At 40.2% G+C, this 25,146-nt stretch carries 39 protein-coding genes and 1 tRNA gene; 38 read left to right on the forward strand and 2 right to left on the reverse strand.

Going from position 1 to position 25,146, the window contains the following annotated elements:
* The 8 genes from KTG12_RS19135 to KTG12_RS19170 all read left to right on the forward strand — a co-directional run.
* A partial coding sequence (locus KTG12_RS19135; RefSeq protein WP_216945514.1) for a DNA methyltransferase occupies positions 1-797 on the forward strand: 797 nt, incomplete at its 5' end.
* A 2-nt stretch (positions 798-799) separates the two neighbouring features.
* Positions 800-1,453 carry a hypothetical protein gene (locus KTG12_RS19140; RefSeq protein ID WP_147295491.1) on the forward strand — a complete coding sequence of 218 codons (654 nt, stop codon included), beginning with the start codon at positions 800-802 and terminating at the stop codon, positions 1,451-1,453.
* A 4-nt stretch (positions 1,454-1,457) separates the two neighbouring features.
* Positions 1,458-3,080 (forward strand): DNA cytosine methyltransferase, encoded by a 1,623-nt coding sequence (locus tag KTG12_RS19145; protein ID WP_122116222.1) that lies wholly within the window; start codon positions 1,458-1,460, stop codon positions 3,078-3,080.
* Between the two features lie 2 nt (positions 3,081-3,082).
* Entirely contained in the window at positions 3,083-3,406 is a 324-nt protein-coding gene (locus tag KTG12_RS19150) for a YopX family protein (protein WP_216945515.1), read from the forward strand.
* 44 nt (positions 3,407-3,450) lie between these two features.
* Positions 3,451-3,558, forward strand: a complete 108-nt coding sequence (locus tag KTG12_RS22360; protein WP_216945516.1) for a YopX family protein — start codon at positions 3,451-3,453, stop codon at positions 3,556-3,558.
* Entirely contained in the window at positions 3,555-3,833 is a 279-nt protein-coding gene (locus tag KTG12_RS19160) for a hypothetical protein (RefSeq protein WP_005638465.1), read from the forward strand. Before KTG12_RS22360 ends, KTG12_RS19160 begins: the two co-directional genes overlap by 4 nt.
* Positions 3,830-4,234, forward strand: a complete 405-nt coding sequence (locus KTG12_RS19165) for a single-stranded DNA-binding protein (protein WP_122116221.1) — start codon at positions 3,830-3,832, stop codon at positions 4,232-4,234. The genes KTG12_RS19160 and KTG12_RS19165 overlap by 4 nt, the downstream gene beginning before the upstream one ends.
* A gap of 96 nt (positions 4,235-4,330) precedes the next feature.
* Complete coding sequence (locus KTG12_RS19170; RefSeq protein WP_122116220.1) at positions 4,331-4,747, forward strand: hypothetical protein; 417 nt, start codon at positions 4,331-4,333, stop codon at positions 4,745-4,747.
* A 7-nt stretch (positions 4,748-4,754) separates the two neighbouring features.
* On the opposite strand, the gene KTG12_RS19175 is transcribed toward KTG12_RS19170, so the two are convergent.
* Both KTG12_RS19175 and KTG12_RS19180 read right to left on the reverse strand, forming a co-directional pair.
* Positions 4,755-4,958, reverse strand: coding sequence for a hypothetical protein (locus KTG12_RS19175; protein WP_122116219.1), 204 nt, complete (start codon positions 4,956-4,958; stop codon positions 4,755-4,757).
* Positions 4,959-4,960: 2 nt separating this feature from the next.
* Positions 4,961-5,215 (reverse strand): helix-turn-helix domain-containing protein, encoded by a 255-nt coding sequence (locus KTG12_RS19180; protein ID WP_122116218.1) that lies wholly within the window; start codon positions 5,213-5,215, stop codon positions 4,961-4,963.
* Between the two features lie 193 nt (positions 5,216-5,408).
* Here KTG12_RS19180 and KTG12_RS19185 point away from each other — a divergent pair, with 193 nt between their 5' ends.
* The 30 genes from KTG12_RS19185 to KTG12_RS19330 all read left to right on the forward strand — a co-directional run.
* The gene (locus KTG12_RS19185) at positions 5,409-5,663 is read left to right on the forward strand and encodes a hypothetical protein (RefSeq protein ID WP_011966208.1); all 255 of its coding nucleotides are present in this window, start codon (positions 5,409-5,411) and stop codon (positions 5,661-5,663) included.
* A gap of 37 nt (positions 5,664-5,700) precedes the next feature.
* Positions 5,701-6,150 (forward strand): hypothetical protein, encoded by a 450-nt coding sequence (locus tag KTG12_RS19190; protein ID WP_181979601.1) that lies wholly within the window; start codon positions 5,701-5,703, stop codon positions 6,148-6,150.
* Between the two features lie 42 nt (positions 6,151-6,192).
* Positions 6,193-6,390: a hypothetical protein gene (locus KTG12_RS19195; RefSeq protein WP_147332584.1), complete on the forward strand. Its 198-nt coding sequence runs from the start codon at positions 6,193-6,195 to the stop codon at positions 6,388-6,390.
* Positions 6,391-6,529: 139 nt separating this feature from the next.
* On the forward strand, positions 6,530-6,727 hold the full coding sequence (locus KTG12_RS19200; protein ID WP_122116216.1) for a hypothetical protein: 198 nt from the start codon (positions 6,530-6,532) through the stop codon (positions 6,725-6,727).
* 12 nt (positions 6,728-6,739) lie between these two features.
* A complete protein-coding gene (locus tag KTG12_RS19205) occupies positions 6,740-7,090 on the forward strand; it encodes a hypothetical protein (protein ID WP_122116215.1) in 351 nt (116 codons plus the stop codon).
* A 316-nt stretch (positions 7,091-7,406) separates the two neighbouring features.
* Positions 7,407-7,613, forward strand: coding sequence for a DUF3873 family protein (locus tag KTG12_RS19210; protein ID WP_122116213.1), 207 nt, complete (start codon positions 7,407-7,409; stop codon positions 7,611-7,613).
* A 71-nt stretch (positions 7,614-7,684) separates the two neighbouring features.
* Positions 7,685-7,757: transfer RNA gene (locus tag KTG12_RS19215), tRNA-Val, on the forward strand.
* A gap of 33 nt (positions 7,758-7,790) precedes the next feature.
* Positions 7,791-8,180: an ASCH domain-containing protein gene (locus KTG12_RS19220; RefSeq protein ID WP_122116212.1), complete on the forward strand. Its 390-nt coding sequence runs from the start codon at positions 7,791-7,793 to the stop codon at positions 8,178-8,180.
* Between the two features lie 204 nt (positions 8,181-8,384).
* The gene (locus KTG12_RS19225; protein ID WP_122121969.1) at positions 8,385-9,059 is read left to right on the forward strand and encodes a phosphoadenosine phosphosulfate reductase family protein; all 675 of its coding nucleotides are present in this window, start codon (positions 8,385-8,387) and stop codon (positions 9,057-9,059) included.
* Between the two features lie 209 nt (positions 9,060-9,268).
* Positions 9,269-10,009, forward strand: a complete 741-nt coding sequence (locus KTG12_RS19230; RefSeq protein ID WP_122116253.1) for a ParB N-terminal domain-containing protein — start codon at positions 9,269-9,271, stop codon at positions 10,007-10,009.
* Between the two features lie 403 nt (positions 10,010-10,412).
* A complete protein-coding gene (locus KTG12_RS19235; protein ID WP_044468520.1) occupies positions 10,413-10,928 on the forward strand; it encodes a hypothetical protein in 516 nt (171 codons plus the stop codon).
* Positions 10,925-12,193, forward strand: a complete 1,269-nt coding sequence (locus KTG12_RS19240) for a PBSX family phage terminase large subunit (RefSeq protein WP_046452054.1) — start codon at positions 10,925-10,927, stop codon at positions 12,191-12,193. The genes KTG12_RS19235 and KTG12_RS19240 overlap by 4 nt, the downstream gene beginning before the upstream one ends.
* A gap of 11 nt (positions 12,194-12,204) precedes the next feature.
* Positions 12,205-13,692 carry a phage portal protein gene (locus KTG12_RS19245; RefSeq protein WP_122116210.1) on the forward strand — a complete coding sequence of 496 codons (1,488 nt, stop codon included), beginning with the start codon at positions 12,205-12,207 and terminating at the stop codon, positions 13,690-13,692.
* A gap of 148 nt (positions 13,693-13,840) precedes the next feature.
* The gene (locus KTG12_RS19250; RefSeq protein WP_117907610.1) at positions 13,841-14,140 is read left to right on the forward strand and encodes a type II toxin-antitoxin system HigB family toxin; all 300 of its coding nucleotides are present in this window, start codon (positions 13,841-13,843) and stop codon (positions 14,138-14,140) included.
* Between the two features lie 11 nt (positions 14,141-14,151).
* Positions 14,152-14,514 (forward strand): type II toxin-antitoxin system HigA family antitoxin, encoded by a 363-nt coding sequence (locus tag KTG12_RS19255; protein WP_011966217.1) that lies wholly within the window; start codon positions 14,152-14,154, stop codon positions 14,512-14,514.
* Positions 14,515-14,528: 14 nt separating this feature from the next.
* Positions 14,529-15,698, forward strand: a complete 1,170-nt coding sequence (locus KTG12_RS19260) for an SIR2 family protein (RefSeq protein ID WP_181980811.1) — start codon at positions 14,529-14,531, stop codon at positions 15,696-15,698.
* A 253-nt stretch (positions 15,699-15,951) separates the two neighbouring features.
* Positions 15,952-16,587, forward strand: coding sequence for a hypothetical protein (locus KTG12_RS19265; RefSeq protein WP_122116208.1), 636 nt, complete (start codon positions 15,952-15,954; stop codon positions 16,585-16,587).
* Between the two features lie 2 nt (positions 16,588-16,589).
* Positions 16,590-17,186, forward strand: a complete 597-nt coding sequence (locus KTG12_RS19270; protein ID WP_118936721.1) for a head fiber protein — start codon at positions 16,590-16,592, stop codon at positions 17,184-17,186.
* A gap of 11 nt (positions 17,187-17,197) precedes the next feature.
* Complete coding sequence (locus tag KTG12_RS19275) at positions 17,198-18,319, forward strand: hypothetical protein (protein WP_122116207.1); 1,122 nt, start codon at positions 17,198-17,200, stop codon at positions 18,317-18,319.
* A gap of 11 nt (positions 18,320-18,330) precedes the next feature.
* On the forward strand, positions 18,331-18,681 hold the full coding sequence (locus KTG12_RS19280) for a hypothetical protein (RefSeq protein ID WP_122116206.1): 351 nt from the start codon (positions 18,331-18,333) through the stop codon (positions 18,679-18,681).
* A gap of 57 nt (positions 18,682-18,738) precedes the next feature.
* Positions 18,739-19,104 (forward strand): hypothetical protein, encoded by a 366-nt coding sequence (locus KTG12_RS19285; RefSeq protein ID WP_122116205.1) that lies wholly within the window; start codon positions 18,739-18,741, stop codon positions 19,102-19,104.
* A 12-nt stretch (positions 19,105-19,116) separates the two neighbouring features.
* Positions 19,117-19,431, forward strand: coding sequence for a DUF6706 family protein (locus KTG12_RS19290; protein ID WP_227945666.1), 315 nt, complete (start codon positions 19,117-19,119; stop codon positions 19,429-19,431).
* Positions 19,428-19,751, forward strand: a complete 324-nt coding sequence (locus KTG12_RS19295) for a hypothetical protein (RefSeq protein WP_122116204.1) — start codon at positions 19,428-19,430, stop codon at positions 19,749-19,751. The genes KTG12_RS19290 and KTG12_RS19295 overlap by 4 nt, the downstream gene beginning before the upstream one ends.
* The gene (locus KTG12_RS19300) at positions 19,742-20,041 is read left to right on the forward strand and encodes a hypothetical protein (RefSeq protein WP_005638402.1); all 300 of its coding nucleotides are present in this window, start codon (positions 19,742-19,744) and stop codon (positions 20,039-20,041) included. The genes KTG12_RS19295 and KTG12_RS19300 overlap by 10 nt, the downstream gene beginning before the upstream one ends.
* The gene (locus tag KTG12_RS19305) at positions 20,038-20,433 is read left to right on the forward strand and encodes a hypothetical protein (protein WP_005638399.1); all 396 of its coding nucleotides are present in this window, start codon (positions 20,038-20,040) and stop codon (positions 20,431-20,433) included. Before KTG12_RS19300 ends, KTG12_RS19305 begins: the two co-directional genes overlap by 4 nt.
* The gene (locus tag KTG12_RS19310) at positions 20,430-20,819 is read left to right on the forward strand and encodes a hypothetical protein (RefSeq protein WP_005638393.1); all 390 of its coding nucleotides are present in this window, start codon (positions 20,430-20,432) and stop codon (positions 20,817-20,819) included. Before KTG12_RS19305 ends, KTG12_RS19310 begins: the two co-directional genes overlap by 4 nt.
* Before the next feature lie 2 nt (positions 20,820-20,821).
* Positions 20,822-21,349: a hypothetical protein gene (locus KTG12_RS19315; protein WP_005638390.1), complete on the forward strand. Its 528-nt coding sequence runs from the start codon at positions 20,822-20,824 to the stop codon at positions 21,347-21,349.
* 42 nt (positions 21,350-21,391) lie between these two features.
* Positions 21,392-21,805: a hypothetical protein gene (locus KTG12_RS19320; RefSeq protein ID WP_005638386.1), complete on the forward strand. Its 414-nt coding sequence runs from the start codon at positions 21,392-21,394 to the stop codon at positions 21,803-21,805.
* A 38-nt stretch (positions 21,806-21,843) separates the two neighbouring features.
* The gene (locus KTG12_RS19325) at positions 21,844-22,011 is read left to right on the forward strand and encodes a hypothetical protein (protein WP_005638382.1); all 168 of its coding nucleotides are present in this window, start codon (positions 21,844-21,846) and stop codon (positions 22,009-22,011) included.
* 98 nt (positions 22,012-22,109) lie between these two features.
* A partial coding sequence (locus tag KTG12_RS19330) for a tape measure protein (RefSeq protein ID WP_216945517.1) occupies positions 22,110-25,146 on the forward strand: 3,037 nt, incomplete at its 3' end.

The following is a 25,146-nucleotide window of genomic DNA, read 5'->3' on the forward strand; positions in this document are numbered from 1 at the left end:
CGTTCAGCGAAATGACTGTATTTCATTACATGAAGCATGGCTTCCGATATATGGGACGCATTACGGTCGATACTGACGTGGTGAGGGAAAACAATCAGACCTACCGTTTGGGCTATACCGAGATGTGCAAGGATGGTTCCAAGATGGGAATCGGATGCCCTGAATATGTATTGCTTTTTCGCAAGTTGCCTACCGATACCTCCCGCGCTTATGCCGACCAGCCTGTCACGAAGGACAAGAGCGAATACTCGCTGGCCCGTTGGCAGATCGATGCCCATGCAAGTTGGAAATCCTCCGGCAATTCATTGTTGTCATACGAAGATATGAAAGGCGCCGGAATAGATAAGATTCGGCATTTGTTCCGCAACTACGAACGTGAGCATATCTATAACTATGAGGAACATGTGTCGTTCGCAGAAGAGTTAGAGGCATACGGGAAATTACCCAAAACATTTATGGCCGTTGATCCTGTAAGTAAAAAAGATTGGATATGGGATGATGTCGTCCGGATGCGTACGCTCAATACGAGGCAGTCACAAAAGAAGAGACAGAATCATATTTGCCCTCTTCAGTTAGATATCGTTGAAAGGCTGATTGAACGGTACTCGAACAAAGGAGAATTGGTATTTGACCCGTTCGGAGGTATCGGTACTGTCCCTTATTGTGCTATCAAGTTGGGTCGTAGGGGACTTTCAACAGAACTCAATTATGATTATTGGAAAGACGGGCTTTCTTATCTGCGGGAAGCGGAGAACGAAGTAAGTGCTCCTACATTGTTTGATTTAATGGCTATATGATTATGAAACAATACAATAATTGGGAAGAAATAGACAAAGACACAGACGGACTTGTTACTTCATTGACTTACATTGTCCTCTTCGTAAATGATCAAGTTTATAATTACGCACTTAATATTTACGATAGTTGCCGTAATACTCCATACTACAGGCGTGGAGTAAAGAAGAACATAAACGAATTGAAAAGATTCATGGAATCGTACAATACAAACATTTGCAGGATTGCGAATGTCAATGTTGAAACGCTTGCGGTTATAACGCAAAGCATGGAAGACGATATTAAACCTCATATCGACAAATACGGGTTTGCCATAAGTCAGACGCTTTTAAATAATGGATGTTCAGGAGAACTGAACCATCTAATATCAATCGCTTCTACTATTGATATGTTATGCCAAACATCCAAGATTACAATACGTGATTTTTACATATCAATGCGAAAATTGGTCCCAATAGCTGTGAATCCTTTGGCTTGGCTGTCTATTGACAAAGCCATGTTTTACGCAAGAATGATAACGGATAATCTAACCCCAAAGGATGTAAGCATTAATTTGAACGATATACCTGCTATATCTACGGCATTTCAAGCTATTGCCAATAAAATGTTAAGTCCGGATGTGTTTGAAAAGGCGTTTAATGAATGCCTAACAAGATAGTGAAATGAAAAAGTTATTATACATAGACCTTTTTTGCGGTGCCGGTGGAACTTCTACCGGCGTGAACACAGCGCGTCTTCATGGCGAACAGTGCGCAGAAGTCATTGCGTGTGTCAATCACGATGTGAATGCCATTGCGTCACACGCTGCAAATCATCCGGACGCGCTTCACTTCACAGAAGACATCAGAACGCTTGAACTGTCACCACTTGTGCATCATCTTCAGAAGTGTCGCACGAAGAACCCTGACGCACTTGTTGTGCTATGGGCATCGCTTGAATGTACGAACTTCAGCCGTGCAAAAGGCGGTCAGCCACGTGACGCAGACAGCCGGACACTTGCAGAACATCTTTTCAGATACATCGAAGCAATAGACCCCGATTATATTCAAATCGAGAATGTCGAAGAATTTATGTCGTGGGGTGAACTTGATGAAAACGGAAAGCCGGTGTCAAAAGACCGTGGCAAGTCATATATCAAGTGGGTGAACAACGTGAAGAAATACGGCTACAACTTCACGCATCGCATACTGAACGCAGCAGACTTCGGCGCATACACATCGCGCAAACGCTTCTTCGGCATCTTTGCGAAGAATGGTCTGCCGGTTGTGTTCCCGAAACAGACACATTGCAAGACAGGTGCAGCAAGTTTGTTCGGCACAATGCCGAAGTGGAAGCCAGTGCGTGAAGTTCTTGACTTTGAAGATGAAGGCAAATCAATCTTCAACCGAAAGAAACCGCTTGCAGAAAAAACGCTTGAACGCATATATGCCGGACTGATTAAGTTTGTCGCAGGTGGCAAAGATGCCTTTATGGTGAAATACAATTCGATGAACCAACGCGGAAAGTATGTGTCGCCGTCACTTGATGAACCCTGCCCCACTATCGCGACACAACAGCGTCTTGCACTTGCATCAGTGTCTTTTCTGTCAAAGCAATTCAGCGGTCAGCCTGACAGCAAGAACGTGTCTGTCGAAGAACCGGCAGGAACAATAACGACTATTGACCACCACGCATTTGTGAAAGCGCAATTTATTGTAAACTATCGCTTCAATAATACAGGTCATTCTATTGAAGACCCAGCACAAACGATATGCACGGTAGGTCAAATTGGTGTTGCATCTTGCAGTTTCATCGCAAATGAGTATTCGGGCGGTGGTCAGCTTTCAAGCATCGAACAGCCCAACCCGGCTGTGCTGACGAACCCGAAGCAGAAACTTGTCACCGTGAAGCAGCACTACTTGATGAACCCACATTTTGCGTCAAATGGCGGTTCTGTCGATAAACCGTGTTTCACGCTCATCGCAAGAATGGATAAAATGCCGCCATATCTTGTCACGACTGAAACCGGCGAAGTCGCTATTGAAGTCTATGAAACAGACAGTCCTATGACTGTCAAAATCAAAGAATTTATGGCACTTTACAACATCATAGACATCACTATGCGTATGCTGAAGATTGATGAACTGAAGCTGATAATGGGTTTCCCGAAAGACTACGAACTTATTGGCACACAGGCAGACCAAAAGAAATTCATCGGCAATGCAGTTGAAGTGACTATTGCCAGGAAGTGGTGCGAAGCACTATGTGAAGAAATATACAATCGTAAAATCAAACAATTAGCATAATTATGAACCGGAAAATCAAATTCAGAGGGCGTATAACTAAATCAACCGAATGGGTTTATGGGTCTCTTATTGTTTATCCTGATGGGGAGTACAACATACTTTCTCAACGAAAAGAAAATTCATCTAAGATGGATGATTGGTGCGTTGATAAACAAACCGTTGGCCAGTTCACGGGCTTGTATGACAAAAATGGACAAGAAGTATATGAGGGGGATATTGTTAAAAGAAAAATTATAAAAAGTGATTTCTATCCTGAACAATATATGCCTCACATAAAGGAACAACATGAGACAAAAGATGGGTTGAATCTCAAACGGGAGTTATAAAAATGTGTCCAGAAATACGCTTTGGGGAGGAGTTTATAACTCGGATGCCTAAGCAAAAAGATATAGATAATGGTATTATTGATAATTTTGATTATGAAGTCGTTGGTAACATATACGACAACCCAGAACTACTGAAAGGAGGCACGAAATGATTAAGGCTTTAATATGGGCGATAATATCGCTTTTGATGCTATTTGTCATGACATCTGGAATATCTATTCAGCTCAAACCATTTCGTATAGACATTACTTATCCATATTTCGGATTAGGAATTGTATTGACCGCCATAGGGCTTACCCTGTGTATCGGATCAGCGTACTACTATGGAATCTCAAATAACCAATACAAAGATGGCTATAAGAAAGGATTTCATGCCGGCGTTGAATATGTTATAGAATTTGCAAAACAAAAAAAGAATGAAGAATGAGCATAAATAAAGTAATCCTTCTCGGTTATGCTGGAAAGGACCCTGAAGTGAAAGAAGTTGCCGGGACAAAGGTCGCCAATCTATCGCTTGCTACAACGGAGAAAGGCTATACCCTTCAAAACGGGATCCAGGTTCCAGACCGCACGGAATGGCATAGTCTTATCTTTTGGAAAGGTCTGGCCGAGGTCGTAGAAAAGTATGTCAGGAAGGGTTCTCAAATCTATATCGAGGGCAAGATCAAGACCCGGCAGTATGAGGATAGAACGGGATCAAAGCGGTATGTGACAGAAATATTTGTTGATAAGCTGGAGTTATTGGGAAGTAGACTTGCCCAGCAAGAAGCCAGTCCACAATCGAAACTCTATCAACCTGAACAATCAAGAGAAGATCTTCCATTCTAAAAAATACAAGAGGCAACGCCCCGAACCACCAGTAACGTTACCTCCCCACACGATTATTTAGTACAAATATACTATTTACTTCTAAATAATTGTGCCATGTTTTCAGAAATTGCGGAAATAAAATCAATTAGAGAGCAGAAATCAAAGTTATCGGAAAGGGAAAAAGAGCTGACAGAACCTATATTGACGGACCTTGATATGATAGGAATGTTATATCGGTGGTTCCAAGAGATTATTTCTCAAAAGGAGATATTTAGGTCAGGGAATGTTACCCAACGAAAGAAATTCATTTTTATCATCCTGTTTTTGTACTCTCCAAGCACTCTCGCCGGCGGGAAGATGAAGAACGGTCTTCGGAATAAATTAGCGGAGGTCTTAGGCGTTAGTGCGCAGACGGCCATATCCGATAACCGTAATAATCTTGTTTTTTCTTATCAGTTGTATAAGTATTTCCGGCAGGATGTGGATTGGATATATGGGGAAATGATGAAAAGGTTGAAAGCCGGAGTTTAGCTCCGGCTTATTTTATGTACACTTCTACTATTTCGTACATTCCATCACCTAATTGAGAAATAATACTTTCAGCTTCTTCTTTGGTATCAAATTGTTTAATTTCATAAACTTGGTTGATGCCATAGCCAAATGTATTTCCATACTCTCCTTTATACAAATACAAGGATTCTCTGCCAATCATAATTTTTCTGATTACAAACTTCTTTTTCATATCTATTCTCCTTTCTCTATTTTAATTTTCTTCCCACAGTGAGGGCAGGTGATAGTGCTTTCCTCTTTTTCTTCCCCTATCAATTCAGTGATAGATATATTAAGAACACCGGCTATCTTTATGAGATTATCCAAAGAAGGCGATGATTTACCTGTTACAATATTGCTGACAGCGACCTTTGAAATACCAACTTGTTCAGCGAGCCACGCAGAAGTAACATTACGCTCATTCATTATTTCTTTTATTCGTAAATCCATAAACTATACTTTATTTTGATTACTCCGCAAAGTAATGCAAACTTTATCGTATAACCTAATATTGATAAAGTTTGATTTATTAATTATTCTTAATTGATAAAGAAAACTATATCAAAAGTGTTGCCTTTAATAAAGTTTGCTTTATCTTTGCATCATCAGAAACGAAGTAATAACAAATAAAACATATACGATCATGGCAACAAAGAAGATTGATGAAAAGAATACATTGAAGTATGCAGTAGCATTCTACTTCTGTACATTAGGCAAAATAAACTTCATGTTAGGCAATAAAATGTATCAGCATATAGATACTGTATGTGACCAAAGAGAAGATGGTAGAGGTTTCAATACTTGTGAGGTCGTTTACAACTACAAGGCTCAAAAATATGAGGTTTTGAATGTAGATACAGAGATAGGCAACAAAGAGATTACGATATTAAATAATTAACCAGCAGGGCGAAAGCCCTGCATAACGCAGAATCAATATGAATAAATCGATCAAAGCAAAAGCGCGGGTAAAGATTATCACAGATTTTGGATATTGGTGTTTGGCTGAAATTCGAGGATTGAAAGAAGGAACGATTTTAGAGGGCAGGTATAACCCCATAAACAAAGCGTTTGATTTTTCTTGGAATGGTCAAGATGCAATGTTATGGATTGAGCAGAATGGAGAACTGATTAGTACCGAAAAGGAATCTATAATAGGCAACATAGTAGTTACAATTGCCGTATGTTATGGTAAACATAAAAATATTATAGCCGAGTTCGATACAATGAAAGAAGCAAGAAAATATGTAAAAGACGAAGGTTACAAAGACAGCATTGAATATTGGTATCTTGCCGCTGAAATTATAAACGAAGATGGCGATATAAATCCTGCTGTATGGGCTAAATCGAAAGCAGAGGCAGTTAGAAAGTTGAAAAAGTTATTATGATATTAATTCTGTAGCTTTCTGGCTACCATAATACAAATGATTATGAGTACACCAAGAACATTAAAATCGGCATTAGAAGCTGGTTCTGTGATTTGTAAACTATATGCCAAATATGACAAGAAAATCCGTGTAACAGTACAAGAACGCTTTCATCAAGCTGATAGAAAGATGTTTCTTGATTTTTGGATTGACAGAGAGTATTTCAAGCGTAATTATCCTAATACATACGACAGATTATGAGAATATATTTTGCACAAGTAGAAACAAGGTATAGGGCAATCAAAGAATGTCCATTTAGTCCTTCTGTAATTGCTAAGGTTTATGGTGGGTTTATGTGTTTTGAATCTCGTTCGGACTACAATATATGGAAAAATCAAAAATGAAAGCAGATTTAGTTTTAGTTATCAGCCCCGAAGCCCCATTGACGAAGCAACTAGGCAAAGTGTTTGGCAAGCTGGTAACCCCTTATAACTTCTCTACTATAGAGAGGAGCGAGAAGTATGTCACGATACGGCATGATGAAACTGGGCTTGTAGTGGCTTATACGAGTGAAGAAAGATTGAATGTGAAACATTAAATATTGATTATTATGGGTGAAATAGCAGATAGTTTAATTAGTGGTGAATTTGATTGCATCACCGGTGAGTATTTAGGTGATGCCGTTGGCTATCCAAGAACTTATGTACGTGAGGCGCATGGGTATGTACCATCTTTTGGAAAGAAACCATCAAGCAAGGCGAATGTATGTATTACCAACATGTGCAAAGATAGAGGCTTCGACAACCGCCAAAAGATAGAGTTGGTTGCCAAGTTCTTGCACGGTAAGGGCTATGAGCAGCTACCTAAATTAGGGCGGCAATACAAGATAATATTCAATGAATATAAGTCTGAGTTTAAAAGATTTTTAGTTGAACAAGTAAAGCAAAGAAGCAATGAATAATATATTTACAATCTGCTATTCAGAAGAAGAAGCGAACGAAATAGGGCACTTCATAATGAGTAAAGGTTATGAGGGTGTCCAGAATGATAGTTACAGATATTGCCGTGAATCAATTCGGTGGGCTTTAAAACAATCTAAAAGACATCATTTATCTTATATCTATGTTGGTGTTATGGGTTGTCAAATGTGCGTATCCAGAAACAAGCGAGGTCTTAGACGAAAAGGTCTTAAATACATAGAGAAGAAGCGAATGTTCTATGAATTGTTAGAATTTACCGAATATTTGAAAAAAGTACGTGGACTTAATAAATAGCTTATGAACACAATAAACGAAAACGGTTGCAGTGTATGCCAACCCGGCAAAGAAAATTACACCACCTACAACACCAGGTTGAGAGGTAAGAGAGTGAGAATGTACCAGTACGATTACCGTACTGAAAGTGGTGAACTGTTTTCTTGCTGTGCGCCTATTTTAGAGGCGTGCAGAGAAAAACGGGATAAATGGCTTAGTTTACGACAATAAATCGATTGTCATAAATAACGATTGAAGATGTTTCTGTGTCTTTGGTTATGGTTGTACCTTAGTGGCGCTATCGCGGGTTAGAGCAGTGGTCAGCTCGTCACTTTGACTTGGTGAAGGTCAGCGGTTCGAATCCGTTACCCGCAACTACTTAGTTATTCAATTAAAAATGGCACGATTATGAATATTTTAACACTCTCGATTAAACAGAAGTATTTCGATGAAATCTTAGCAGGCAAGAAAACTCACGAATACCGTGAAATCAGACCAACTAACGCTAAGAAGTATATCACTTACCTCTGTGGTGGCAAAGAATATCCGGCTGATGCAGAACTACCTGAAGAAGGAGAGGCTGAATTAAAGCCTATCAAGTATGATGCCATCAAGCTTCTGACAGGTGCATATACGAGCAAGCGTCCTTATATCATTGTAGAGGTAAAGAACGCAGAAGCAGTAATTCTCACAGATGAAAACGGTAATGATATTGTTTACGAATATCAAGGCGAAGAATATCTTGCCGCACAAATGGATTATACTTTGGGTAAGATATTAGAGAAACATATAGATTGATTTGTTTAACTTTTAAAATTAGAAAGCAGAGTCGCAAGAAGAATTAACAGAGTAGCCGGGCCTCGCAGAAATATGAATGGTGCAGGGGCAGGTGGTAGATTGGTTGCCAATCGTAGAGGTACAGCAAGTACTACGCAGTTAGGTTCACGTAGGCAGCGTTACGCTGATTTACGTGTTTCAATGGGATTAAACGGTGGCTAACCTATGAACAAGGTAGAACGAGCGAACCGGTATATAGACCTCATTCGGGTAAAATCGAATGAGGCTTTACTGTTTTTATCACTTGGTAAGGATTCGCTTGTTCTGCTTGATTTAGTCTATCCAAAGTTTGACCGGATTGTTTGCGTGTTCATGTACTTTGTCAAGAATTTGGAGCATATTAACCGTTGGATAAACTGGACTAAAGCCAAGTATCCGAAGATAGAGTTTGTTCAAGTACCACATTGGAACCTTACTTATATTCTCCGTGGCGGTATGTATTGTGTGCCAAATCCGAAAGTAAAGCTATTGAAGTTGGCAGATGTGGTAAAGGCTATGCAGCTTACTCATGGAGTTTATTATACATTCTTGGGCATGAAAAAAGCTGATGGTATGAATCGTAGGCTTATGTTGAAAGGGTATGAGGTAAACGGTTACGAGAATAACGGTATGGTTTATCCTTTGGCTGATTGGACACAAAAGGATATTCTTGCTTATATGAGGCAGCACAATTTACCTGAACCAGTTCGGTATTCATTGAAAGCCAGTTCGGGAGTAGGTTTCAATCTTGATTGTATGCTTTGGATGGAGAAGAATTACCCGCAAGATTTACAGAGAATTTACAGAGTTTTCCCGATGGCTGAAAGAGTGCTTTGGGAGTATCATAATCAACAAAATTAATAAGGAGAATTGCTGAGTCAGAAAAAGAAAGACAAGAGAACAGATATATGCTCAGGCAGAAAGATTGAGCGAAGCTAACTGGAGAAGAAAAAATACATGGAGTAGCAGTGCCGCAAGCAGGCGTGCAAAACAATCTCGTGATAATCTTATAGCAAGAGCCGAAAGGAATACTCTTCGGCAGAGAGGTTTCGGTCTAAGTAATGGCTAATATGGAATTATCAAAATACATAAAGAGTGAATCGATGGAACTTAATCGTTCTGCCATTCACTTTGCGGATTATAATCCCCGAAAACTATCTGATGAATCACGTAAGACACTGAAACGTGGCATCAAGAAATTCGGATTGGTAGGTGGAATAGTTGTGAATAAGCGTACCGGGCTTACCGTAGTTAGCGGACATCAACGTTTGTCTGTCATGGATGAATTGCAGAAGTTCCCCGATAATAACTACCGTATTCGTGTCGATGTCATAGACGTGGACGAGCAGCAGGAAAAGGAGTTAAACATTCTAATGAACAACCCTAATGCACAAGGTACATGGGATTTTGACGCTCTTGCCCGTATTGTTCCTGATATTGACTGGAAAGATGCAGGTCTGACCGATGCAGACTTGAATATGATTGGTGTCGACTATCTTTTGCAGACCGAAGAGGAAAACTCTATTGCGGATGCTTTGTCTGATATGATGGTCCCAGTTTCCGAACAGAAAGAAGCCGATAAAGCCGCCAAGCAGTTGGAACGTGCCGAAAAGGTTGCCCACATGAAAGAGGTCAAGCATCAGGTGAAAGAAAACGCACAGAAGCAAGTCGAGAACATGGATGCCTATGTGATGTTGTCCTTTGATACCTATGAAGCTAAAGCCGCTTTCTGCGAAAGGTTCGGGTATGATCCGGATATGAAGTTCATAAAGGGAGAAGTATTTGATGAACAAGTAGAAAGAATAGATTAATTATTGGGAGGAAAGCTGAGTTAGAAAGAAAACATATAGCCAGTTATATCAGCAGTCCAGACGAATAATGTACAACGCTGGAAGGGCAATACGGGTTAGGTTCTGCAAGACAAAGAAACATAAGGGATAGAACGAAATCTATAATGGGAAGATATGCTGAGAAAATAGATAGCTATTTCTCAAAAAGAGGAGTTGATGTCTATGGAAACAAGCCAATTTCTCGCCGTGTATATATGGGTAACAATAACGGTTAAAATTATGATTGGCGATTTTATACTTTGGATAAGGAATGTTCTAAAGCAAAACCTGTTTTGTGTTCATCATTATGTTTGGAAAGGTAGTGTGATGTTCTCTGAGTTCAGGTATGAACAATGTGAGAAATGTGGAAAATTAAAGAAGTAATATGAGCAATAGCGAATCTCAAAATAGAAAAGGTAAAGGAGGAAGAAAGCCAAAGTTTGATTATACAAGCGAGGACTTTCTTTCTCTCGTGGAATCGTATGCCAAAAAGGGATTCACTGATAAGGAAATTGCCTATGCCATTGGGATTTTACCACAAACTTTCTGCGAAAAGAAAAGTGAGTACACCGAAATATCCGAAGTCTTAGCGCGTGGGCGCGCGACAATCAATGCCACTGTAAGGGCTAAATTCCTTGCAATGGCTCTCGGTGGCATAAAAACCAAAAGCACCGTGGTAAGAAAGCTCCGTGATTCAGAAGGGAATTTGACGGGCGAAGATGAATTACAAGTTAGCGAAAGCGAGTTGGCACCAAACTTGCAAGCAATGTCTGTTTGGCTGTATCACCATGATGAGGATTGGAGAAAGGTTGAACGCAAGCAGGATGAAGACGCTGATATTCCAACAGACATAGAGCATGGCATCAACATTGATTCCTGGATTAAAGACAAGCTAAAATGATAGTACCCCAAGAAATTTACCATCCATTATACGAGGATAAGGAAAAATTTATAATTCTTATTACCGGTGGGCGTGGTAGCGGAAAGTCTTTCAATGCTTCTACTTTTATTGAGCGGTTGACTTTTGAAATGACTCCTGTAGAGAAGATTGTGCATCAGATTCTTTACACCCGTTACACGATGGTTTCTGCCGGTATGTCTATCATCCCCGAAATGATGGAGAAGATAGATTTGGACGGTACCACGAAATATTTCAAGACCACAAAGACGGACATAGTCAATAAGATGACTAAGAGCCGTATCATGTTTCGGGGTATCAAGACTTCTTCCGGGAACCAGACAGCAAAACTGAAATCCATTCAAGGCATTACGACTTTCGTCTGCGATGAAGCGGAAGAGTGGACAAGCGAAGATGAGTTCGACAAGATAATGCTCTCCATTCGCAAGAAGGGTATTCAGAACCGGATTATCATTATAATGAACCCATGCGATTCCAATCACTTCATCTACAAGAAATACATTGAGAAAACTCACAAGCTGGTAGAGATTGACGGTGTGCAGGTTCAGATTTCCACTCATCCGAATGTGCTCCATATCCATACTACGTATTTTGATAACTTAGATAACCTTTCTCCTGAGTTCCTGAAAGAGGTGGAAGATATGAAGGTGAGTAATCCTGAAAAGTATGCTCATGTGGTTATCGGCCGGTGGGCTGACGTTGCAGAAGGTGCTGTGTTCAAGAAGTGGGGAATTGTTGACGAGTTCCCGGCTTGGGCAAAGAAAATTGCTTTCGGGCAAGACTTCGGTTATACGCATGACCCGTCTGCTTCCATTCGTTGTGGTATCGTTGATAACGCCCTTTACTTGGATGAAGTGGATTACCGTACTGGATTGCTTTCTTCTGACATCATCAAGACTCTTCGCCCGTGGGGATTGAAAGTCATTGCTGACAGCGCAGACCCACGTTTGATTCAAGAGATACACAACGGAGGAATCAAGATATATGCCGTAGAGAAAGGTGCAGGCTCTATCAATGCCGGAATTGACAAAATGAAAGATATGGAGATTTATATAACCAAACGCTCGTACAACTTGCAAAGCGAGTTCAGAAAGTATGTTTGGGCAAAGGATAAGGACGGGAACTATATCAACGAACCGGAAGACCATGACAATCACGGAATAGATGCTGTACGTTACTATGTATTGGGTGAGCTTCTTGGTCAGATTCAGAAGCCGAAAGATTTAACAGGAATATTCACACATTAAAAATATAAACTATGCCATTGAATTTAGAAGAAATATTAGCATTGCCTGACATCGGGCAGAAGATAAACTACCTGAAGAAAGGTAGGAAGACTGAACTTCCCGACCGTTGCAAACTTTGGGATGATTGGAATCCGGAACGCCACGAAATCATTGTGGATAAAGAAAAGTATCCGGACAGAAAAGTACTTGATAAGGAATCCGAAAAAGTTTTCGATGAAAAAACTGGTAAGACTTATGAAATCGAAGCAAAGTATAAGACTGAACCGGTGAACCGTATTTCTATTCCATTGGAACAAGATATAGTGAACATTCAAACTGCTTTCACGGTCGGCACAGAACCGTCTATGGATTGCATTCCGACTGATGATGATGAAAAGAAGCTGCTGGATGCGGTAAAGGCTGTATTTAAATCCAACAAAATCAAATACCAAAACAAGAAGATTGTCCGTGCCTGGCTCTCCGAACAAGAAGCGGCAGAATATTGGTATGTTACCGATGATGATTCGTTTTGGGCAAAGTTTTGGAAGAAAGTTAAGACTACGTTCGGTGGCAAGGTCAAGCCCACCAAGAAACTGAAAAGCGTGTTATGGTCTCCATTCAGAGGTGATAAGCTATACCCGTTCTTTAACGATGAAGGTAAAATGATTGCTTTCTCACGTGAGTATAAAAAGAAGCTCATGGATGATTCGGAGGTCACCTGCTTTATGACTATCACGGACAAAATGGTTTATCAATGGGATTTGTCTAAAGGGTATGAAGAAAGAACGCCTTTTGCTCATGGATTCCCAAAACTACCGGTTCTCTATGCTTATCGTCCTGAACCTTATTGCAAGAAGATAAAGACCTTCCGGGTCCGGTTGGAGAAACTATTATCCAATTATGCTGATTGTATAGACTACCATTTCTTCCCACTATTGAAGCTAATTGGTGATGTAGAGGGTTTCATGGGTAAGGTTAAGGATAGAATGGTCAAACTTACAGGTGAAGGTGCGGATGCCCAGTATCTGACGTGGAACCAAGTTCCGGATACGGTACGTTTTGAAGCAGAAACACTCACCAATATGGCTTATGATATGTCAAACACTCCAAGAATATCCTTTGAGACGTTGAAGGGGGTAGGCAAAGCATCAGGAACCGCTTTCCGCTTTATGTTCATGGGTGCACATATGGCGGTAGAAAATCACGGTGAGGCTATCGGTGAGTTCTTGCAGCGGAGAGTAAATTTTATTGTTTCTGCTTTAGGCTCTATCAATCCAACCGAGTTTAGCAAGGCATCGCAAACCATTGACATAGAGACAGAACTGGTTCCATATATGATTGATGATTTGAATGATAAGGTGGCTACTGCCGTTTCCGCTGTCAGTGGTGGCATCTGGTCAACGCGTGAGGGAATCATGTTTGCCGGAAATGCTGATAGGGTAGAAGAGGAACTTGCAGAAATCAAAGAGGAACAAGCGGCAAAGAATAACAATGCAGCGTCTCCTAACTCCAAAGGATAATTCATTACTTCATGTTCTTATCGTACTATTGAGCGGAGCTAATTTAGTTCCGCTTTTTTATTGCTAAATTCTATATTATAGAATATATTCTCTGGAAAAATTTTATAATTCAAAATTAATTCATATTTTTGCATCAAACAAAAGAGGTATGAGGATTGTATCACATAAGAAATTGAAAGAGTTCTACGAGACGAAAGGCTATGAAGATTCACGCATAGCCTTAGAACGTTGGTATGATATAGCGGAAAAAGCTGAATGGAAGAACCTATCAGACATTAAAGTGGATTTTCTTTCTGCTGACTATGTAGGCAACCAACACTACGTTTTCAATATCAGAGGCAACAACTATCGGTTGGTTGTCGTTGTTAAGTTTACAATTGGGTACGTCTTCATTCGCTGGGTTGGTACTCATAAAGATTACGATAAGATAGATTGTTCAACCATTTAAGAGATAGAAGTATGAATAAAGTAACGAAAGAACAGTATGAATTTGCTTTGGCGAGAGTGGAGGAACTTCTTCCATTGGTTGATGACAATACGCCTTCAAATGATAAGAATGCGGTGGAGCTTACAGTTATGTCCGATATTGTGATAGCATACGAAAAAGAACATTATCCGATAGAAAAACCGACTGTTGCGGAATTGATAGAGCTATCTCTTGAAGAGAAAGGGATGAGTCAAAAGCAACTTGCTGGTGAGATTGGAATAAGTCCATCGCGTGTGAATGACTATATCTCCGGACGTTCGGAACCGACCCTCAAAATTGCGAGGTTGCTATGTCGAGTGCTGAATATACCTCCGGCCGCAATGTTGGGATTCTAATCCAAAATACAAATATGAAAAAGAGAAAGAAAATAGTATTACTACTAGGTGCAGGTTTTCCTGTAGCATGGGGAGCTCCATTTTCCAAAGATATTCTTGATAGAATAATTGAAGATAAAGAATATATGTATGATAGTAATACAACTTGGGGTAAATTTATATTTGATACATTAAAATCTTTTTATGAAGAGGAGGACGGAGTCACTGTTAATTTCGAGACAGTGATTGCTGCATCGGAATCTATAATGAATTATGTTATAGCGTCAACCAATGAAAACAGGAATTCGTATAATACGTCATTTACTCCTGCTGTTAATGTCCTAATAGACTCCATCCAGCAAAAACTAAATGAGATATCTGATAAATTAGAGAAAAGGAGGCATTTTTATTCTATATACAAACATTTTGTGGATATTGTTATTCAACTCATTAAGGGATATGATGAAAAAGCTTGTGCTGCTGAGTATAAACTACTAAATGAAAGATTGAACGAATTTATTGAATCTTTATTGAACAAGAAATATTCAGTAAAAATATATACCACAAATTATGACGCTATGATACCTCAGATTCTTTCAAAGCGTAAAATATATATGGGGGAACATTTGTTATCTGATTACAGTATTGTTTATAAAGCTGATTATTTAAGAAATAAAGACTCTCATTTAAGTTACTTTTACCTACATGGCTCTATCTATTGGACTTTTAAATTTGTAGAGAATAAATATAGAGTTGTAAAATCTACGATAACTGGAGAGGTGCAATCCTTAACTGCTCAAGGCGGAAATCCGAGTGAGAATTTAATTTTTAGCCCGATAATTGTTGGGTATACTAAGACTCAAAGAAGTCTAATGAATCCTTTTAATATCGGATTTACTAATTTTGCAAATGATTGTAATGATTGCAATAAGTTGCTAACAATAGGGTATTCGTTTTCTGATCCACATATTAATTCTATAATTCAAACTAATGTAGACTTTAATAAAGTTCGGCTTGCATGTATAGGATTCGTTGAAAGGTTTGAAGGTTCTTCAGAGTATACGAAAATAGATTACTTCATAAGAAGATTGTATAAAAAAAACGAGGATGAAAGTTGGTTCAACTCAATTAATAATAATTTTGTTGCATATAAAAAAGGGTTTTCTAATTTTATAGAGAATAGAGATAATTGGACTAAGATTTAAAGATTGCTAGCATAAAAAAGGCGTGATTCACTCAGTTTCACGCCTTTTTTATGCTCATTTCCCACAATCACCTGATTGTGGTTTTCTACCACTCCAATTATTCCCCTTTCATTCACTTACTGACTACTTTATATACCGTATTTACGACAATGGATTGATTGTCGTGAATGGGAAGCCTAAATATTTATCAGTCATCTGTATTGGTAGTATTTTTATTTCCGCAAATTGAATCTCAAATTTTAATTCATACGGTATGACAATCTTAGAACAAATTTTGGCAGGGCTGCAACAGAAGTTTACTGGGGTGGACACTGCTATCTTAACCCGAATCGCTACTAAAAAAGCAGAGGGTGTAACGGACGAGACAAAGGTAAACTTTATTGTTGAGGGTATCAGTTTTTCGGACGTGCTTAACTCCTATGGTGATTTCCGTGCCGGGGATGCTTCCAAGACCGCAGTTTCCAACTACGAGAAGAAACATAACCTTAAAGACGGTAAGCCAATCGAGACTACCACAACCATCAAAACGGAAGAGAATAAAGACGATGTGCCTGCATGGGCGCAAGCTTTAATTGACTCCAACAAGAACCTTTCTGATAAGCTAACACAGTTTGAAACGGAAAAGGCTCAAGCAACACGTAGCCAGCAGATTTTGGCAAAGGCAAAAGAGTATGGTATTCCCGAAAACTACGCCAAACGATGCGCCATTAAGGACGATGAGGACTTGGACGCATACTTCAAGGACTTGAAGCAGGAGTTCGCAAATGACGGCTTCAAAGGCGTAACCCCTCCCGAATCAGCGGAAGAGAAGATTGAGAAAGAATCTGAATCTATCGCTAAAATGATTGATGAGGGTACGAAAACTATTGTTGAACAAAACAAGAATTAATTATGTCAGCAGGATTTAAGTATGACTTGGTTCCGCCCGTTGAGCAAGAGGAACGCTACGATGTCCAGACCGGCATTCGTAGACGTGGTCCGTTCAAACTTGATACGCAGAACCTGGTAGTGGGAAGTTTTCTTCCCGGATTTACACCGATTTGTGCGGACTTGAAAAACAAGTTCGCTTATGCGGTAATCAATGTGAGAGTTGCGGAAGCCTATACCACTGGTGGAGAGGCTTTGTCTATTAAAGTAGCTAAGAACTCTTTGGCTTATGTGGGTATGTTTGTCGGAAACGGCAAGAAAGGTGCAGAAGTAACGGCAATTGATAAGTCTAATGCCAACTACGATGTATTGACTATCAAGGCTGCTTTTGGTGAGAATATTGCCAAAGATGCTGTATTATTCAATGCGGTTGCAGTTGATGGTTTAAAGCAAAAGCATGTGGCTAATTCGGCTCTGTTTAACCGTACAAAGGTTGAGGACGGAATCACATTGGTTTCATTGCTTCGTACAGCCGCAGAAATTGAACCCTCAAAATTGGTTATGCCGTTCTCCGAGAACGATAAAGCCAACATGAAGGGATGGTTTGAATTTAACGAGTAAGGAGGTAGGATATGTTTTTAACGATTCAAACATTATTCGATGATGCGAACATCGTTTCCGCTATCATCAGACGTGTGAACCAGACACGCAAGGACACAATCTATTGGCAACAGTATCTTACTTTCCGCAGAGTAACTACTCGTGTGTTCAAGGATTATATCGGTTCTGTAACCGGAGTTATGGCCGGCTCTATCAATTCACGTTTTGGAGAGAAACCCATCCGTGAACGTCGGAACATCGGTTCTGGATATGGTGAGATTGCCTATTTGGGTGATGCTTATCAGATGTCTATTGACCGTCTTTCCGAATTGCAGGATTTGATTGACAAGTTCAATGCAGCTAAGCCAGCCGACCAAAAGGCTGCAATGGAAGAAATTGTAAATTTCCTGGCAGACGACTACCGTCAGATTACCCTTGCCGCCCACAAGCGTATGGATATTATTGTCGGTGCGCTGTTGATGCTTGGTGAAGCCACCGTTTACAACAAGGATGCTGCAATCACTTCCGGTCAGACCAATAATAAACTGCTGGAGATTACCCTTCCGTTCAATTTTATCAAGCCGAAAAGTGGAGATGTGGTTGTGGACGGAAAGAATATGTTTATCTCTTATTTGAGAGAGAAACTTCATTCCTTGGCACCGGACTATGGCGTTTATGCCAAGATGGTTATGACTCGTGCATCTTTCAACAAGCTTATTCTTGGTTCATCTGAATTTGGTGAGCAGTACAAGATGATTCTCGGCAGCAACGAAATGAAGTTGAGTACGGGATTGGTTTCCTCTTCTTTGGCTTCCGAAGTGTTCACCGGCATCGGTCTGCCTCGCATCGAAATCAAGGAGGACTATGTGAAAGACCAGACGGGAAAAAACGTGCAGATTTACGCGGATAACCGTATTACTCTGTTACCTTCTGACAACATTGGTTATATGCGCCATCATACTCCGTATGAAGCGACAGACCCGGTACAGGGACGTACTTATACCCCGTCAGAGGGGCAGATGCTTATCTCTAACTACCGTGACAAAAACGGTCGCTACATGGAATATACGGCAGAGTGGATTCCGCAGATTTCCAATCCAGATTTGATTACCAATTTCGATTTGAGCGAAATTGCATCCATCCAATCAGCATAAGGAGGTAGGATATGAAAGTAAAGGTTATATCAGTTTTCCGCGACAAGTTCACCGGAAAGTATTATACTCCCGGTGAAGTGATTGAAGTCGGTGAGGAAGCCCGTGTGCTGGATATGGAAAGCCGCAGACTTGCTGAACGGATTGAGGCAAAAAATACCGAAGTGAAAGCCCCTGAAGAAAAGAAGGAGGTGAAAATCTCCCTCTTTGAAAAGAAGTTTGAGAAGAAGGCTTTGGTTGACGCTTTGAAGTCTATCGGTGCGCAGGCTTCCGGCAATATGAAAGAGGAAACTCTTTTGGCTAAGGTTGCAGAACTGGATGAAGAATCAACAGCCAAACTGAAAGAAGCATTAGGTATCGAGTAAAAGGATAGGGTAGTGCTTCTACCCTTCCATTGTCTAATTTTATAAATCAGAAAAGAAATGAAGAATTTTATTTTTGCCATGTGTGGCTTTTTAATGATGTCTTTGGTTTCGTTGAGCGTGCAGGCATCAAGTGTGAAATCTCCTAAGTGTGAATACGTGAATCCATCGGTTGATGTTGGTCTGCCGGATATTCAGTTTATCACTTTGGAAACGGTTCCGGCTGATTGTGTTGTACTGACCATGACACCTCCCGTCTTCTTGGTTGCAAATAACCCGGCTATGATGTGTTCGATGAAAGAGGAAGCGGCTATTCAAGGGATACGAATTAATGTTCCCAAATGTCCGTTCAGATACATCTATAAATCTAAACATTGTACGCATTATAGCTATACCGCATATAGTAAACTGATTACACCATATTGAATGATAGCAGCCATGAGTAACAAGGAGTTTGTACTAAGCGTATTTGATAAGAACACCCCGTCTAATCTTGTAGTTGAAAATATACTTTCAAGAACGGGATTGGATGGTGAAGAACCTTTTGCCGAGGAAAATCGGGCAAGATTAGAGGTCGCTTGTGCAAAGCAAATTCCGTGGATGATACAAAATCCATCTTCGGTCAGCGAAAGCGGATTTTCTGTGTCTTGGTCTAATTATGTTGATAGTCTAATGAAATTGTACTCATGGCTGTGTAAACAGTACGGTTTGAAAGACGAACTGGGTAACAAACCTAAAGTGACTTTCTTATGATATTCGCTCCACACATATTGCAGGTTAAAGTTATCACCCCGATGGCTAAGGATGAGTTCGGAAGACCCATTCCCGGTACAGGTGGTGAATACTGGCAGGAGGTAGGCAAATGCCGTTGTGATGATAACACTACCAAAGAGTTTTCATCTGATAACGGCTCTGTGTATCGTCCGAATTATCATGTAGTATGTGAGAAAAGAATTACTGTCAAGGCTGGCGATGAAGTACGTTGCATGGATGGTGATGGCGTAAGAGGTCAAGGCGAAGTCTACACGGTAAAGAGTACAAACTACTTTAACTACTCGGAATTATGGATGTAGATTTCGATTTCTCAGATGTCGACTCCTTTTTCGATGAAGGAGAATGGGAGGTTGAAAAGAAGATGATTGATGTAGGCGATGAAGCTGTGAAGTACGCAGAGGAACATGGGGATTATCAAGACCATACACTCACTTTGAGAACGTCCAATGATTACGATGTCGATAAAGACGGTTTGACACTGAAAAACGAAGCGGAATACGCATCATTCGTAGAATCTAAAGGGTATGATGTTTTAAGTGGTGCCGCTCTTCATGCGGAGAAACGATTAAAAGAAGAATTTGAAAAATGAAAAAGTACATTGGAACAAAACAGATTGAAGCTGAACCTATGAAAATGGGCGAAGCTGACGAAAAATGCTTGATTGCAGTAGGTGGAAAGCTAACAAAAGAAGAACGGTCTATAAATGGCTATCATGTGAAGTATGATAATGATATAGAATCATGGCTTCCTAAAGATGAGTTTGAGGAAACATATAAGTGCGCTGATACTTTCCTTGACCGTTTGCTTATTGAGCAGCAGGATTTAGCCGAAAAGTTTAGTAAGCTGTGTGCTTTTGTAGATACTCCCAAGTTTGAAGAAGTTGTAAAAAATGAACACCAACGTGATTTGCTTCTGCAACAGCGTGATTATATGGGCGAGTATTTGAACATTCTCAATCAACGTATCAAAGCATTGGGATGATAGTAACTACCGACATAGGAAACATTCTCTACCGGGATTGCAAGGCTTTCGGAATAAGCATAGTACCCAACGGGGAAACGCTGACGGGTGAATTGAAGTCCGAAAGGATTGTCATTCACACGAAGAAGCAACAGCCGGGGACTTATTGGAAGAAGTCTTTCGCAGAAGTGAATCTTTGTGTGCCCGATTTGAGCAAGAATGAAGCCAACTCTATCCGACTGAATGAGCTTGAAAGACAAGCTATGAAGATATTAAGGAGTACAGGTTCCTATAATGGTTCTTTTTATCGCTATTCTATCTATAATATAGGAACGGAAGCGGATACTGCTTTAAAGTGTCATTATGTGAATGTTAGTGTTTTGTTTGAAGTTTTAAATGTAAAATAGTTATGGCAGAGAATAAAAAAATTGTGGTGGTAAACCTTCAGAAGCTGGAGGTTGCGCCGATCGGGGCTGGTGGTGCCGAAGGTTCTGTTTTTGAAGAAGTCCCGGTAGTTCATGAGGACACCTTCACTTATGAGGATGAAGATCCGGAGGTTAAGGATTACAAAGATGTAGCTGGAAATACCTATTATTCCTCTAAAAAGCCGGGTGCGGTTAAGATCAATGCTTCTATTGGTATGTATGATCTTGAAACTAAGGCTAAATTCCAAGGAGGTAAGTTTACTGCGGGTTCAGAAAGTAAGCCGGGTACATGGGAACGTGCCGATCATGTAGAAAGTAAAGAGTTTACCGTCCGTGCCACAACTGAAGATGGTGTGAAAATTATTTTTCCTCGTGCCGGTGTTTCTGCTTCTGGTAAAGCGAATGAAAAGGCAATTGGCTTAGCCCTTGTTTTTACGGCGTTGAAACCAACCAAAGCCGGCGTTCCTATTGAGCGCTGGGAAGACGGGGAGGATACAACTTTGGGTGGATAAGTTAATGACGAGGGTGAGCAATCACCCTCTAATATTTAAACTATGAGTGAGGTTTCAAAAAACATATCAGAGTTACTTTCCGGTACTTATGGAAAAGCTATTGTTGTAGGGGGAACAGTATATGTAATCAAAGCTCCTTCTATCAAAGTGATAATGAGGGCTACCCAATATTTAAGTAAGGTCGATTTACCGGAAAATGGCACTGTGCGGGAATTAATGAAGGTCGCTCCTGTCAATTTGGAGAATATCGTCAAGGGACTTTCATTCTTGGTGGTTGGTGATGTCCCGAATTATCAAAAAAGAGCTGAAAGCCTCGAACGGCAGATGCTTTCAGGTTCTAAAGAAGAATTATTGCAAGCGTATTTTGTCGCTTTTGAGTTAATAACCGGACGTGATTTTTTCGTAGTCTGCCAGTTAGCGATGGAGCTGGCAAATCTAACAGTAAAACCCAAATAGTAGGAGGAAATACCATCGTAGGAAGTATTACCTTATTTATGGAAAATTTGCATCTTTCTTACAGGGAGGTGTATGAGGATCTTCCTTATCTTCTTTTGCTCTTGATGAGTGCTGATAAACCTATCGATATCCATGAGGATAAAGATGGAACAGAAGTAAAGAAGATGTCGGGAAAGGATCTTATGAGACAAAAAAGAGGAGCATGATTCTATATTCACGACAATCTTTCCATTGTCATGTATCTATTCTCATAAAATTCTACTACTTCATTTGTCTAATGTACTTTTATCCAAAACATTGATGTATGCCCAAATTAGCGTTTCACATAGAAGCAGACTATCAAAAAGTCATTAAGTTACGGGAAGAGATAGATAAGCTGAAATCTACTATTTCTGGGATGGATGGCAATACATCTCCAGCTACTTTCCGTGCGATGGAAGCCCAATTAGCTAAAAACACGAAAGAATTGGATTCTCTTGTCGTTTCAGCTGTACGTGCTGGTAATGAGATAAATCAAGGTTTTAAAAAGAAAATATTTGATGCCTCGCAAGTTGTAAACGGGTTCTCAGAAAAGATTATCGCTCAAAAGTCGGTAATTAAAGGCATAGAAGCGGATGTAAAACGCCTTGGTGAAGCCTATCGCATCGCATTGAAAAGAAATCCATTGTCCGCTAATAAGAAATTGGAAGAATATAATGCTGTACGTAAGGCTTTGGATGAAGAGAAGGCAGTTTTGTTCGACTTGACACAACAACAAGCTGGGGCACGTCTGTCTGTAAAGAAACTTCGTGACGAATATGCCCTTTATAAAGACGATGCTAAAGAGGTAGTAGATAGCAATAACGGTATTGCTATTTCTTGGAAGAAGGTATTGGCTGTTATCGGTGGGGTAGGTGTGTTGAAAGCGTTGGGTTCTGAAATTATCCGTGTGCGTGGCGAGTTCCAAGCCGCAGATACGGCTATTCAAACCTTGTTGGGAAGCAAGGAAAAAGCGGATGCGCTTATGTCGCAAGTACGTGAATATGCTAAGATTTCTCCGTTAGAGTTTTCGGATGTAACCCAAGCTACGCAGATGATGTTAGGCTTTAATATCGAGGCTGAGAAAGTACCACGTTATTTACAGGCTATTGGCGATGTCTCTATGGGAGATACCCAAAGGTTTAACTCGCTTACGTTGGCTTTCTCTCAAATGTCGGCGGCAGGAAAGTTGATGGGGCAAGATCTTAATCAGATGATTAATGCCGGATTCAATCCATTACAAATCATGGCAGATAAGACCGGAAAATCTATTGCTACGCTCAAAGATGAGATGTCTAAGGGGGCTATTTCCGCAGAAATGGTACAGCAAGCATTCATAGACGCCACTTCCGCTGGTGGTAAGTTTTATAATATGTCTGAGAACGCTTCAAAAACTATTAACGGCCAGCTGTCAATGATGCAAGATGCGATGGATTCAGTATTCAATGAATTGGGGCAGAAATCGGAAGGTGTCATAATTAAGGGTATCCAAACAACCACTTCGTTGATAGAAAACTATGAAACGATAGGTAAGGTATTGGCCGGGTTGGTTGCTACCTATGGAGCCTATCGTACCGCCGTGATGCTGGTTACCGCTGCTGAAAGCAAACATACTATTGTAGAGATAGGGCTTACCAATGCTCGTGTATTGGCACGGAAAGTACAGCTTGCTCTTAATGCCTCAATGCTTACCAATCCTTATGTTGCTTTGGGAACGGTAATTATTGGTTTGACAGCTACAATGTTGGCTCTATCTGACAGTACAACCATAGCAGAAAAGGCTCAAAAGAGATTCAATGATGAACAGGATAAAATGATTCAACAAGAGACAGATCGAAAGAATCAAGTTGAATCATTGATACGTATAATTCAAGATGAGACAGAAACGGAATTAGCTAAAATATCCGTTTACGAACAGCTACAGAAACTATCTCCTGCGATAACAGGAGCGTACAAGTTGGAAGAATTGGCCGTGCTTGATTTAGCAGAAGCAAATAAGTTATTAAATAAAGAACGTGATACCAATACCTATGATTCGTATATCCGAAACATAGATGAGTCTACGCAGCGATTAAAGAAATTACGAGAGGACAACGGGAGACTTATAGGCGTATCTCCTTCAACAGGAATACCGCTTACTGTAAACAACAATAAAGCGATTGCGGAAGAAGAAGAACGTATCAAACTCCTACAAAAAGCGTTAGAAAATTTCAAAAGAAAACTGTCAAAATCAACAACAGACACGACAAAAGAAGAAATAAAAAATAAATCCTACTGGGAGAAGCAGAAAAAAGAAGCGGAAGCCGCTCGTGACGCTTTAGCTGTTTCTGAGAAAAATTCAAAGAAATGGAATGAGTACACTAAACAGATACAGGAGGCACAGGAACAAATAGACAAATATTCAAATCCAAATGAGAAGGATAAGAGTACGGATAATCAACTCAAGCAACAAGAGAAATTGATAGACGAACTTTTATCCCTTCGCCGTCAAAACCAGCAATCCGAGATCGATCTGATGAAAGAAGGATCGGAAAAGAAGATCGCCCAGATAAACCTAGACTATGACAATGAGATCGCCGCCATACTTACCAAGGAAAAAGAGTGGAAAGACGCTCAAGGCGGCAAACTGACTAAGGAACAGATCGTGGAGATTCGTACAGCCTTGGTCAATTCATACGTTAAACGAGAGCAATCGACCTCCAATGTGAATAAGGAACAACTGGAGGAAGAGAAACGCGCCATGAACGAATACCTGAAAGAATATGGTTCGTATCAGAAAAAACGTCAGGCTATCACGGCTATTTATAATGAGAAAATAGCAAAGGCTACAACGAAATGGGAACGGCTTTCCCTTGCAGAAGGTATGAAAAAGGAACTGGCAGACGTGGATAATGAAGCCCAAAAGAGTACCTCCATTATCACCCGGCTGTTTGATGATATGAGTAAAAAAAATATCACTTCTATTCGTGCCATTGCGGATGAAGCGGAAAAATTCTTGTCTTTTCTTGAAAGAGGGGAATATTCATCTGATAATTCATTTGGTATTACCGAAGAACAGTTTGATGTGCTTCGTAAGTCTCCGGATCAGTTGAAGGCCATCAAGGATGAAATAGCCAACGTTCGTCGTGAAGCCGACCAAATGGAAACCTCTTTTAATAAAGTTTCAAATGGCCTGAAAAAAGTATTTGCCTCTGAAAATGATGCCAGGAAGTTAAAAGAAGGTTTGGCAGAAATAGAAGAGGGTATGAATGAAATCATGCAGGCCGGACAGTTCCTCTCTGACACGTTTTCGAAGCTCGGAGATTCGTTCGGTGGTGTATTCA

This window comes from Parabacteroides sp. MSK.9.14, from assembly GCF_019041495.1.
GTDB lineage: Bacteria > Bacteroidota > Bacteroidia > Bacteroidales > Tannerellaceae > Parabacteroides > Parabacteroides merdae.

Excerpts from the sequence above, each read along its gene's own strand:
- KTG12_RS19140 (WP_147295491.1), top strand. The coding sequence starts at position 800 with ATGAAACAATACAATAATTGGGAAGAAATAGACAAAGACACAGACGGA.
- KTG12_RS19145 (WP_122116222.1), top strand. The coding sequence starts at position 1,458 with ATGAAAAAGTTATTATACATAGACCTTTTTTGCGGTGCCGGTGGAACT.
- KTG12_RS19150 (WP_216945515.1), top strand. The coding sequence starts at position 3,083 with ATGAACCGGAAAATCAAATTCAGAGGGCGTATAACTAAATCAACCGAA.
- KTG12_RS22360 (WP_216945516.1), top strand. The coding sequence starts at position 3,451 with ATGCCTAAGCAAAAAGATATAGATAATGGTATTATTGATAATTTTGAT.
- KTG12_RS19160 (WP_005638465.1), top strand. The coding sequence starts at position 3,555 with ATGATTAAGGCTTTAATATGGGCGATAATATCGCTTTTGATGCTATTT.
- KTG12_RS19165 (WP_122116221.1), top strand. The coding sequence starts at position 3,830 with ATGAGCATAAATAAAGTAATCCTTCTCGGTTATGCTGGAAAGGACCCT.
- KTG12_RS19170 (WP_122116220.1), top strand. The coding sequence starts at position 4,331 with ATGTTTTCAGAAATTGCGGAAATAAAATCAATTAGAGAGCAGAAATCA.
- KTG12_RS19175 (WP_122116219.1), bottom strand. The coding sequence starts at position 4,958 with ATGAAAAAGAAGTTTGTAATCAGAAAAATTATGATTGGCAGAGAATCC.
- KTG12_RS19180 (WP_122116218.1), bottom strand. The coding sequence starts at position 5,215 with ATGGATTTACGAATAAAAGAAATAATGAATGAGCGTAATGTTACTTCT.
- KTG12_RS19185 (WP_011966208.1), top strand. The coding sequence starts at position 5,409 with ATGGCAACAAAGAAGATTGATGAAAAGAATACATTGAAGTATGCAGTA.
- KTG12_RS19190 (WP_181979601.1), top strand. The coding sequence starts at position 5,701 with ATGAATAAATCGATCAAAGCAAAAGCGCGGGTAAAGATTATCACAGAT.
- KTG12_RS19195 (WP_147332584.1), top strand. The coding sequence starts at position 6,193 with ATGAGTACACCAAGAACATTAAAATCGGCATTAGAAGCTGGTTCTGTG.
- KTG12_RS19200 (WP_122116216.1), top strand. The coding sequence starts at position 6,530 with ATGAAAGCAGATTTAGTTTTAGTTATCAGCCCCGAAGCCCCATTGACG.
- KTG12_RS19205 (WP_122116215.1), top strand. The coding sequence starts at position 6,740 with ATGGGTGAAATAGCAGATAGTTTAATTAGTGGTGAATTTGATTGCATC.
- KTG12_RS19210 (WP_122116213.1), top strand. The coding sequence starts at position 7,407 with ATGAACACAATAAACGAAAACGGTTGCAGTGTATGCCAACCCGGCAAA.
- KTG12_RS19220 (WP_122116212.1), top strand. The coding sequence starts at position 7,791 with ATGAATATTTTAACACTCTCGATTAAACAGAAGTATTTCGATGAAATC.
- KTG12_RS19225 (WP_122121969.1), top strand. The coding sequence starts at position 8,385 with ATGAACAAGGTAGAACGAGCGAACCGGTATATAGACCTCATTCGGGTA.
- KTG12_RS19230 (WP_122116253.1), top strand. The coding sequence starts at position 9,269 with ATGGAATTATCAAAATACATAAAGAGTGAATCGATGGAACTTAATCGT.
- KTG12_RS19235 (WP_044468520.1), top strand. The coding sequence starts at position 10,413 with ATGAGCAATAGCGAATCTCAAAATAGAAAAGGTAAAGGAGGAAGAAAG.
- KTG12_RS19240 (WP_046452054.1), top strand. The coding sequence starts at position 10,925 with ATGATAGTACCCCAAGAAATTTACCATCCATTATACGAGGATAAGGAA.
- KTG12_RS19245 (WP_122116210.1), top strand. The coding sequence starts at position 12,205 with ATGCCATTGAATTTAGAAGAAATATTAGCATTGCCTGACATCGGGCAG.
- KTG12_RS19250 (WP_117907610.1), top strand. The coding sequence starts at position 13,841 with ATGAGGATTGTATCACATAAGAAATTGAAAGAGTTCTACGAGACGAAA.
- KTG12_RS19255 (WP_011966217.1), top strand. The coding sequence starts at position 14,152 with ATGAATAAAGTAACGAAAGAACAGTATGAATTTGCTTTGGCGAGAGTG.
- KTG12_RS19260 (WP_181980811.1), top strand. The coding sequence starts at position 14,529 with ATGAAAAAGAGAAAGAAAATAGTATTACTACTAGGTGCAGGTTTTCCT.
- KTG12_RS19265 (WP_122116208.1), top strand. The coding sequence starts at position 15,952 with ATGACAATCTTAGAACAAATTTTGGCAGGGCTGCAACAGAAGTTTACT.
- KTG12_RS19270 (WP_118936721.1), top strand. The coding sequence starts at position 16,590 with ATGTCAGCAGGATTTAAGTATGACTTGGTTCCGCCCGTTGAGCAAGAG.
- KTG12_RS19275 (WP_122116207.1), top strand. The coding sequence starts at position 17,198 with ATGTTTTTAACGATTCAAACATTATTCGATGATGCGAACATCGTTTCC.
- KTG12_RS19280 (WP_122116206.1), top strand. The coding sequence starts at position 18,331 with ATGAAAGTAAAGGTTATATCAGTTTTCCGCGACAAGTTCACCGGAAAG.
- KTG12_RS19285 (WP_122116205.1), top strand. The coding sequence starts at position 18,739 with ATGAAGAATTTTATTTTTGCCATGTGTGGCTTTTTAATGATGTCTTTG.
- KTG12_RS19290 (WP_227945666.1), top strand. The coding sequence starts at position 19,117 with ATGAGTAACAAGGAGTTTGTACTAAGCGTATTTGATAAGAACACCCCG.
- KTG12_RS19295 (WP_122116204.1), top strand. The coding sequence starts at position 19,428 with ATGATATTCGCTCCACACATATTGCAGGTTAAAGTTATCACCCCGATG.
- KTG12_RS19300 (WP_005638402.1), top strand. The coding sequence starts at position 19,742 with ATGGATGTAGATTTCGATTTCTCAGATGTCGACTCCTTTTTCGATGAA.
- KTG12_RS19305 (WP_005638399.1), top strand. The coding sequence starts at position 20,038 with ATGAAAAAGTACATTGGAACAAAACAGATTGAAGCTGAACCTATGAAA.
- KTG12_RS19310 (WP_005638393.1), top strand. The coding sequence starts at position 20,430 with ATGATAGTAACTACCGACATAGGAAACATTCTCTACCGGGATTGCAAG.
- KTG12_RS19315 (WP_005638390.1), top strand. The coding sequence starts at position 20,822 with ATGGCAGAGAATAAAAAAATTGTGGTGGTAAACCTTCAGAAGCTGGAG.
- KTG12_RS19320 (WP_005638386.1), top strand. The coding sequence starts at position 21,392 with ATGAGTGAGGTTTCAAAAAACATATCAGAGTTACTTTCCGGTACTTAT.
- KTG12_RS19325 (WP_005638382.1), top strand. The coding sequence starts at position 21,844 with ATGGAAAATTTGCATCTTTCTTACAGGGAGGTGTATGAGGATCTTCCT.